The organism is Streptomyces bobili (assembly GCF_002154575.1).
Classification (GTDB): Bacteria; Actinomycetota; Actinomycetes; order Streptomycetales; family Streptomycetaceae; genus Streptomyces; species Streptomyces bobili.
Window position 1 is genome coordinate 1 of record NZ_MUBA01000034.1, and the last position, 8,550, is coordinate 8,550.

Consider the following 8,550-nt stretch of genomic DNA (forward strand, 5'->3'; position numbering starts at 1 on the left):
GCAGGATCTGGTCGTCGCGGGCGTACCGGGCCCGCAGTCCCGTGTCGGCCAGCGTCGGGTGCCGTTCGGCGAGGTCGACGCCGAGCGGCGCCCGCACCACGTTCCGGGCGCCGATCCGGACGAACTCCCGCTCGGCGTACTCGGTGGTGCAGACCACGCGCGCGTAGGTGTGCGCGGTGCGGATGTTGAGCGAGTCGGCGGCCCGCCTGGCCGCTCCCTCGGACAGGCCCCACGTACGCAGCACCCCGTCGGCGGTCTCGTGGGAGACCATCACGGCGGGCACCCTGGCGCGCCGGGCCCACTTGCCGGTCCAGCGCAGAGTCGTACGGTCGGAGACTTCCAGGCGGTCCGGTGCCAGGTCCTCGAGCAGCCGGGCGACGCGCCGCCTGTCGGTGAGGACGCGGTAGCCGCCGGTGCCGGGCAGCAGCGGTCCGGGCAGGGTGATCACCCTGCCCTGTTCGGTGTCGCGGTCGCTCGCCCGGTCGCCGGGCACGACCAGGACCGGGTCGTGCCCGGCGGCGCGGTAGCCCTTGCCCAGCTCGCGCAGTGCCGTGCGCAGTCCGCCCGAGGAGGGTGCGACGAAGTTGGCGAGGCGGACGATCCGCAGCGGTCGGGCGGCGCTCATGCGGCCACCGCCAGGCGGCGCGCGGCGAGGACGTCGCCGTAGTGCCTGATCAGCTGGTCGCCGACGGCGGCCCAGGTGCGGCCCTCGACCATGGCCCGTCCGGCGTCCCCGTAGGCCCTCCGGCGGGCGGGGTCGGCGGCCAGGGCGACGACCGCGTCGCGCACGGCGCCGGCGTCGCGCGCCGGGACGAGCAGCCCGGTGCGCCCGTGGGCGACCAGATCCAGCGGTCCGCCGGCGGCGGGCGCGACGACCGGGACGCCGCTCGCCATGGCCTCCTGCACGGTCTGGCAGAACGTCTCGAAGGGCCCGGTGTGCGCGAAGACGTCCAGCGAGGCGAAGATGCGGGCGAGTTCGTCACCGGTGCGGCGGCCGAGGAAGACCGCTCCCGGCAGCGCCTCGCCCAGCCCCGGCCGGCTGGGTCCGTCGCCCACCACCACGACCCGCACGCCGTCCAGACCGCAGACGCCGGCGAGGAGTTCGACCTGCTTCTCGGGGGCGAGCCGCCCGACGTAGCCGACGATCACCTCGCCGTTCGGCGCGAGTTCACGGCGCAGCGCGTCGCCGCGGAGGTCGGGGCGGAACCGCACGGTGTCCACGCCCCGCGGCCACAGCTTGACCCGGGGCACACCGTGCGAGTCGAGGTCGTGGAATGCGGCGCTGGAGGGGGCGAGGGTGAGGTCGGCGGCGGCGTGCACGGAGCGGATCCGACGCCAGGCCGCCGCCTCGCCCGCGTGCACGTAGGTGCGGGCGTATCCGGCCAGGTCGGTCTGGTAGACGGCGACGGCGGGGATGCCGAGCCGGGCGGCGGCTGCCATGCCGCGTACGCCGAGGATGAAGGGGCCGGCCAGGTGGACCATGTCGGCGCGGTGTGCGACGAGGGCCGCGGCGACACGTCGGCTGGGGAGGGCGACGCGGACCTGGGGATAGCCCGGGAGCGGGAGGGAGGGGACACGGATGACGGGGCAGGGTGCCTCGGCGTCCGGCCCGGGACCGGCGGCGGTGGCCGGCGCGACGACGAGCGGGAGGTGACCGCGATCTACGAGGTGCCGGGCGGTCTGGAGCGCGCAGTGGGCCACGCCGTTCACGTCGGGGGGAAAGGATTCGGTCACGATGACGACACGCATACGGGTGTTGTCGCCTCGCTGGACGTGGACGCGTCAACGTGGATCTTTCCGGACGACAAACGTCCCATGAGCGTTGCGCTGCACGCCCGAGCAGGCCAGACGGCGTCCGTGCCCGTCTGACCCGCGGGTCATCCGCCGTTCATCCGGCGGGTACGCCTGCGCCGTCGCTCACATGGCGGAGGCGGCATCCGGCCCGATCCGGCTGCGTACGGCCGTCTGGACCTCGTCCTCCTCGGCCGGGTCGGCGGCGAGGCGGCGGAGCCGCTCCACGACCCGGGTGTCGCCGGTCTCGGCGTGCCGGGCGGCGATCTCGCGGGTGGTCTCCTCGCAGTCCCACAGGCACTCGACGGCGAAGCCGGTGGCGAAGGAGGGGTCGGTGGCGGCCAGCGCCCGTGCGCAGCGCCCGCGCAGATGGGACGAGGCCGTCTCGCGGTAGATGTGGCGCAGTACCGGGGCGGCGCAGGCGATGCCCAGCCGTCCGGCTCCGTCGACCAGGGTCCACAGGGTGGGCGCGTCGCAGCCCTCGCCGCGCACGGCCTCGCGCAGGGCGCCGAGGACCAGGTCGCTGTCACGGCCGGTGCCCCGGCAGGCGAGCACCCGCCCGGCGGCGGCGCCGAGGGCGTCGGGCCGGTGGGCCCAGCCGCGGGCCCGGTCGACCGCGGCGGCACTGCACATCCGTTCGAAGGCGTCGACGGCGGCCTCCACGACGAACCTGCTGCCGGTCGCCACGGCCTGTTCGATGAGGTCGGGTGCCTGGGCGTCGTCCTGGTCGGCGAGGTAGCGCAGGGCGGTGCACCGGGCTCCCTCGGTGCCGTCCTCGGCGGCCCGCACGATCTCCGCGCGGTCCTCGGGCCCGGCCACGGCGGTGAGGCAGCGGGCGGCGGGGACGTGGAGCGCGGCGCCCCGTTCGATGCCTTGCTGGGCCCATTCGAAGACGGCCCGCACGCTCCAGCCGGGGCGGGGCCCGGTGGGGCTCAGCTGCCGCTGCCAGCGGTCGAAGCAGCCGGCCTCCTGGGCCGCACGCACGCGTGCCGAGACGTACTCGCGGGGATCCTCGGCCCACAGTCGCCAGGGCCGTGGCTCGAAGGCGTCCCGGACGACGGCGGCGAGTTCGGCCTCGCCCTCGGCGTCGGTGGCGAACCGCGCGAGCACGGGTGCGGCCAGGGCGCGCAGGCCGGCGTCGTCGTCGCGCAGGGCGAGTTCGTCGAGGGCCCACGCCCAGTTGGAGCCCGAGGCGGCGTACCTGCGGAGCAGGTCGAGGGCGTCCCGCCTGCCGTAGGAGGCGAGGTGGCCGAGGACGGCCAGGGACAGGCCCGTGCGATTCTCCTCGGTGTCGAAGGCGTCCTCGACATCGAAGAGGTGCGCCTCGATCTCGTCGAGGTCGCCGCCCAGGTCGAGGTAGAGACGGGCGTAGTAGAGGGAGCGGTTCTCCACCTGCCAGTCGTGGCGCGGATCGCGCAGCACACAGTGGTGGAGTGCCGCGAGCGCCTCGGAGCGGGGGGCGGTGAGCGCGTGCAGTGTGCCGTCGCCGCGGCCCCGCTGGAGCAGGCCGAGCAGCGTGCCGCTGGGCGCTATGAACGGATCGAACATGGGAAACAGCCTCACATCAAGCGTCGACGCAACCGGGGACCTGCATTACCTGGCCGCGTGACAACACGTCGGGGCGCCCGCCGTTTCCTGCTTGCTGTAAGCCATCTTCCTCTGCCTCTCGTCGGTGGCCCATGCGGACCGCATCACGGCCCGCGCGGTGCGGCAACACCTGCCCAGCCATCGCGTCCGTGAATCACGTCGTCATGATGACTCGGCAGCTCAGCCTGCCGCGACCGAAATTTCCGGCGGCCCCGTACCGCCTCCCCCGTGGTCGTTGATTTACCTGGTCAGGAACTGTGTTCTGCCCGCTCAGGAACTCCGGCTCATTGCACGCCGAACAGCTCCAGCAGTTCCGCCTTGGCGAACATGCGGGCCGTGTCGACGGCCGAAGGCGTGCCCGCGGCCGGGTCGGCGCCGGCCTCCAGAAGCGCCTTGATGACGTCCGTCTCCCCCTTGAAGGCCGCCCCGGCGAGGGGGGTCTGGCCGCGGTCGTTGATCCGGTCCGCGTCGGCTCCGCGGGCCAGCAGCGCCCGGACCGCCTCGGCGTGGCCGTGGTAGGCGGCGAGCATCACGAGCGAGTCGCCTCGGTCGTTGGTGAGGTTGGCCGGCACGCCCGCGTCGACGTAGGCCACGAGCTCCTCGGTCTGTCCCCGGCGGGCAAGATCGAAGATCTTGGTCGCCAGTTCCACGACCTCGGGGTCGGGGACTTCGGTCATCGGCCGGACCGCCTCTCGTTGCAGCCGTTCAGGTGAATCGCCAGGGTACTGGCTCGCCGGAAACATGGCGGGCCCCGCCGGAGGCAACGATCACGGCGGGATCCGTTCGCCGCAACTCTTCTGCTCGCCCGGCCCGCCCCGGCCTCCGCCATTCGGGGGAAATTCTCAGAATTTCACCCAATTGCACCTTTTATCGTATGGATACATGCTGTGAGCCTGGAAGTACTCATGGTGACTGTCCCCCGCGAACCAGGAGAACAGAAATGATCCTGTCCATCTCAGGCGTGGTCCTGCTCGGCATCATCGTCTTCCTCTTCTTCCGCAAGGACGGGCTCAAGGCGTCGCACGGCGTCGTCTGCGCCCTGTTCGGCTTCTACCTGGCGAGTACGGCGATCGCCCCGAGCATCAAGGCGGGCGGCGAGAGCCTGGCCAGCCTCCTCGGCGGCATCAAGTTCTGACGCCGCTCTCCCCCCGCCGTCCGTCCCTTCCGTACGCACTCCAGGAGACAGCAGTGGCCCGGCGCCCCCTTCCCCGCATCCTGAGCACAGGCAGCGCGCAGATCGCCCGGAGCCGGGAGCTGGCCCGGACGGCGGCAGACAGCGCCACCGACATCCTCCACCCACTGATCACGGTCACCCGCGGTCTGCGTCGGCTGGCCTCGGCCGGGCGGCGCAAGTGGGCCGAGACCCCCAAGGACAGGCGCGGGCCGCTGCTGTTCCTGGTGGCCTCGGTGATCCTGGTCGTGGCGCTCGTACCGTACGGTCCGCTGCTCGCCGTCATCACGCTGATGGCGGCAGCCGCCTGGCAGGGCCGGGACCGCACCCCACCGGCTCCCGACGGCCCCGACGAGTCGCAGACCCAGCGACTCCAGGCGCTGTACGAGGCTCTGGTGCCGTATTTCTCCACGGCGGAGGATCCTTCTCCCCTCTACGCCCACGGCGGCGAGTGGGAGAAGGCCTTCCCGTCGTACGAGTTCGACGGCACGGGCCGGATCACCCAGCTGGAGATCCGCTACCCGGCGTACTTCCCGGACGGCGAGGCCGAGGCACGCGCGCGTGTCGAGCATCTGCTCGCGGCCAAGTCCGGCCGGGGCCGCGAGTACCGCTTCGCCTGGGACGAGGAGGTCAACGCGCTCACCGTGTCGGTGCTCGCCCCGCTCCCCACCGATCTCGCCGCCCAGCGCTTCGTGACCGCGCCCGGCGAGACCGTCCTCGGCTTCACGGACCCCTCCCAGGTCCAGCGCACGCTTCCGCTCACCCACGGCGAGGAGCGGCGCGACGTCCCGCCGGTCGTGTGGCGCACCGGCGTCCGCTCCACCGAACCGCACCTCCTGGCCGTCGGCCAGCCCGGCAGCGGCACCTCCACCCTGCTGCGCTCGGTCGCCATCCAGGCCCTCCGGTACGGCGACGTCCTGGTCATCGACGGCGGCGGCACCGGCGAGTACGCCTGCCTGACCGGCCGGGACGGCGTGCTGGGCGTCGAGGTCGGGCTCGCCGGGGCGCTGGCCAGCCTGGAGTGGGCGGCGCACGAGACGGAGCGCCGCCTGATCGCCGCCAACCACGCCCGTCAGGAGGGCCACCCTCCGCCGGACGACACCAGGCGCCCCCTGTGGATCCTGCTCGACCGTCCCACGGCGTTCACCCACCTCGCCGAAGCCGACGGCCGCAAGGATCCGCAGGACCTCCTCAAGGTTCCGCTCCGACACGGCCGCGCGGCCCAGGTGACGGTGGTGGTGGCCGAACAGTTCGACAGCCTCGACACACTGAGCGACCCGGTACGGCAGCACACCCGTGCGCGCGTCGTGCTCGGGCCCGCCCCGGCCGCGCAGCTGGAGGCGGTCCTGGGCGTCCGCCCGCACACGAGCCCCGCCGAGCACGTTCCAGCGGGGCGCGGGTACGCCCGGCTGGGCACCGGCCCGGCACACCGACTGCAGGTGCCGGCCACTCCCGACCCGTACGACGACGCCACCAGCGACGCGCACCGGCAGGCGGTGCTGGACCTGCTGCCGCCCCGGACTACCCCGGCGGACGGCGAGAACCTGCCGGTGCCGGCCGAGGCCGTGGCGGCGGAGAGCTCCTAGACATCCCTGCACGAGGTCTGACGCCGACGGGCCGAGGGCGGATGGTCCCCCACCCGCCCTCGGCCCGTCAGGCGACGAAGGTACGAGGGCCCTCGCCGCCCACGGTTCCCCCGCTCTCCACGATCCGGGCCGCCGCGGCCAGTCGTGCCGCCGCCTCCTCCGCGACCGCGCCCCCCACGGTGAACGGCAGCCGCACATAGCCCTCGAAGGCGCCGTCGACGCCGAACCGGGGACCGGACGGCACCCGTACCCCGACGCGCTCCCCCGCCTCGGCCAGCCGGGACCCGGACAGTCCGCCGGCCCGCACCCACAGGGTCAGCCCGCCCTTCGGCACGGCGAACTCCCACTCCGGCAGCTCCCGGCGCACCGCCGCCACGAGACCGTCCCGGTTGCCCCTGGCCTGTTCGCGCCGCAGTTCCACGGCCTGCTCCCAGCCCCCGGTGCTGAACAGCCAGTTGACGGCCAGCTGCTCCAGGACGGGCGTGCCGAGGTCGGCGTAGGCGCGGGCCGCGACCAGGCTGCGGATGACGTCGGGGGCGGCCCGGACCCAGCCGATGCGCATGCCGGCCCAGAACGCCTTGCTCGCCGAGCCCACGGTGATCACCGTCGACCCGGCCGGGTCGAAACCGCACACCGGACGGGGCATCTCGACGTCGTCGTCGAGCCACAGCTCGGTCATCGTCTCGTCGGCGACCAGCACGGTCCCGGCCGACCGGGCCGCCTCGACGAGGCGGCGCCGCTGGTCCTCGTCGGCGAGCGCGCCGGTCGGGTTGTGGAAGTCGGCGACCACATAGGCGATGCGCGGGGCGGCCTCGCGCAGAACCTGCCGCCAGCGGTCCATGTCCCACCCTGCGAGCCCCTCCGCCATCGCCACGGGCACCAGCCGGGCGCCCGCCTCCCGCATCAGCTGGAGGATGTTGGCGTAGGAGGGGGATTCGACGGCGATGCGCTCGCCGCGGCCTGCGAAGAGATGACAGATCGCGTCGATGGCGCCCATGGCACCCGTGGTGACCATGATCTGCTCGGGCATCGTCGGGATCCCGCGCCGCGTGTACCGCTCGGCGATCATCGCGCGCAGGGCGGGCAGACCCGCCGGATAGTCGCCGTGCGTGTGGGCGTAGGGGGGCAGTTCCTCCAGTGCGCCCTGGACGGCCCTCGTGAGCCACGGTTCAGGGGCGGGGAGGGCCGCGCAGCCGAGGTCGATCACCGAGCCGAGGGCCTCGGGCGGCAGGGGTTCCAGTCCGCGCGCGGGCACCGGGTTGCCCGCGGGGACCGCCGTCCAGCTGCCGGCGCCCCGCCGTGACTCCAGGAACCCCTCCGCGCGCAGCGCCTCGTAGGCGGCGGCGACGGTCGTACGGCTCACGGACAGGGCGAGGGCCAGTTCGCGTTCGGCGGGGAGCCGTGCGGCGACGGGGACCCGCCCTTCCAGGACGAGCAGCCGGACGCCGTCGGCGAGCGCACGGTAGGCGGGCGGACGCCGGGTCCCGGGGCCTGCGGGCCGGTCCTGCTGGGACGTGAGAAGCCGCGCGAGCTGCGCGGCTCCCACCGCAGAGGTCCACTGCGCCATGGATATCAGTCCACCTTCCCGGAATTGGCCATGGATGGCCGTACCTTCCACGCCACAGAGTGACATGCTCAAGGCCACTACCACCACCAGAGGTCCACTTGTCCGAGCCGCCTTCACCGACCGTCCCGCCGAACCGCGGCCTCCCCCGTCGACTCGCACAGCTCTACGCCGGCCTCGCGCTCTACGGCGCCAGCTCCGCCCTCCTGGTACGGGCGGGCCTCGGTCTTGAGCCCTGGAACGTGCTCCACCAGGGGATCGCCGAACTGAGCGACCTGACCATCGGCGTCGTGTCGATCATCGTGGGAGCCGCCGTACTGCTGCTGTGGATCCCGCTGCGCCAGCGTCCGGGTCTCGGCACCGTCTCCAACGTCTTCGTGGTCGGTCTCGCGATGGACGGCACGCTCGCCCTTCTGCCCGAGGCGCACGGTCTGGCCGTGCGGGTGCCGCTGCTGGTGGCCGGCATCCTCCTCAACGGCGCGGCCACCGGCCTCTATATAGCGGCGTCCTTCGGAGCGGGTCCACGCGACGGACTGATGACGGGGCTGCACCGGCGCACCGGCCGGTCGATCCGCCTGATGCGAACGGCCGTCGAGATCACGGTCGTGGCGACCGGCTTCGCCCTCGGGGGCACGATCGGCGTAGGCACACTGCTGTACGCCCTGTCGATCGGACCGCTCGCTCAGCTCTTCCTGCGGGTGTTCGCCGTGCCACCGGCATCCGGCGGCAGCACGGTCGTTGCCACCGGGTCACCCCGGGGGGCGATACTGCGTCCGTGAGCACCCCCGTACGCCACCCGTACCTCGACCATCCGGGGCCCATCCCGTTCGCGCACCGCGGCGGCGCCGCCG

The 8,550-nt window shown here is 73.5% G+C and carries 8 protein-coding genes; 3 read left to right on the forward strand and 5 right to left on the reverse strand.

What is annotated here, in order from left to right; genetic code table 11:
• The 4 genes from BZL64_RS03270 to BZL64_RS03285 all read right to left on the reverse strand — a co-directional run.
• Positions 1-625: glycosyltransferase (locus BZL64_RS03270; protein ID WP_143662967.1), on the reverse strand; the 625-nt coding region annotated here is incomplete at its 3' end.
• Positions 622-1,749 carry a glycosyltransferase family 4 protein gene (locus BZL64_RS03275; RefSeq protein WP_086765943.1) on the reverse strand — a complete coding sequence of 376 codons (1,128 nt, stop codon included), beginning with the start codon at positions 1,747-1,749 and terminating at the stop codon, positions 622-624. The genes BZL64_RS03275 and BZL64_RS03270, both read right to left, overlap by 4 nt.
• 168 nt (positions 1,750-1,917) lie before the next feature.
• A complete protein-coding gene (locus BZL64_RS03280) occupies positions 1,918-3,339 on the reverse strand; it encodes a hypothetical protein (RefSeq protein ID WP_086765953.1) in 1,422 nt (473 codons plus the stop codon).
• A 323-nt stretch (positions 3,340-3,662) separates the two neighbouring features.
• Positions 3,663-4,055 carry an ankyrin repeat domain-containing protein gene (locus BZL64_RS03285; RefSeq protein WP_086765945.1) on the reverse strand — a complete coding sequence of 131 codons (393 nt, stop codon included), beginning with the start codon at positions 4,053-4,055 and terminating at the stop codon, positions 3,663-3,665.
• A gap of 263 nt (positions 4,056-4,318) precedes the next feature.
• Here BZL64_RS03285 and BZL64_RS03290 point away from each other — a divergent pair, with 263 nt between their 5' ends.
• Together BZL64_RS03290 and BZL64_RS03295 are read left to right on the forward strand one after the other, a co-directional pair.
• Positions 4,319-4,513: a hypothetical protein gene (locus BZL64_RS03290; RefSeq protein ID WP_073492896.1), complete on the forward strand. Its 195-nt coding sequence runs from the start codon at positions 4,319-4,321 to the stop codon at positions 4,511-4,513.
• Positions 4,514-4,566: 53 nt separating this feature from the next.
• The gene (locus tag BZL64_RS03295) at positions 4,567-6,135 is read left to right on the forward strand and encodes a P-loop NTPase family protein (protein WP_086765947.1); all 1,569 of its coding nucleotides are present in this window, start codon (positions 4,567-4,569) and stop codon (positions 6,133-6,135) included.
• Between the two features lie 67 nt (positions 6,136-6,202).
• Here BZL64_RS03295 and BZL64_RS03300 read toward each other — a convergent pair whose 3' ends face one another.
• Positions 6,203-7,702, reverse strand: coding sequence for an SCO1417 family PLP biosynthesis transcription factor (locus BZL64_RS03300; protein WP_086765949.1), 1,500 nt, complete (start codon positions 7,700-7,702; stop codon positions 6,203-6,205).
• Between the two features lie 98 nt (positions 7,703-7,800).
• Here BZL64_RS03300 and yczE point away from each other — a divergent pair, with 98 nt between their 5' ends.
• Entirely contained in the window at positions 7,801-8,478 is a 678-nt protein-coding gene (yczE, locus tag BZL64_RS03305; RefSeq protein ID WP_086765951.1) for a membrane protein YczE, read from the forward strand.
• Positions 8,479-8,550: the final 72 nt, after the last annotated feature.

Excerpts from the sequence above, each read along its gene's own strand:
- BZL64_RS03275 (WP_086765943.1), bottom strand. The coding sequence starts at position 1,749 with ATGCGTGTCGTCATCGTGACCGAATCCTTTCCCCCCGACGTGAACGGC.
- BZL64_RS03300 (WP_086765949.1), bottom strand. The coding sequence starts at position 7,702 with ATGGCGCAGTGGACCTCTGCGGTGGGAGCCGCGCAGCTCGCGCGGCTT.
- BZL64_RS03285 (WP_086765945.1), bottom strand. The coding sequence starts at position 4,055 with ATGACCGAAGTCCCCGACCCCGAGGTCGTGGAACTGGCGACCAAGATC.
- BZL64_RS03290 (WP_073492896.1), top strand. The coding sequence starts at position 4,319 with ATGATCCTGTCCATCTCAGGCGTGGTCCTGCTCGGCATCATCGTCTTC.
- BZL64_RS03280 (WP_086765953.1), bottom strand. The coding sequence starts at position 3,339 with ATGTTCGATCCGTTCATAGCGCCCAGCGGCACGCTGCTCGGCCTGCTC.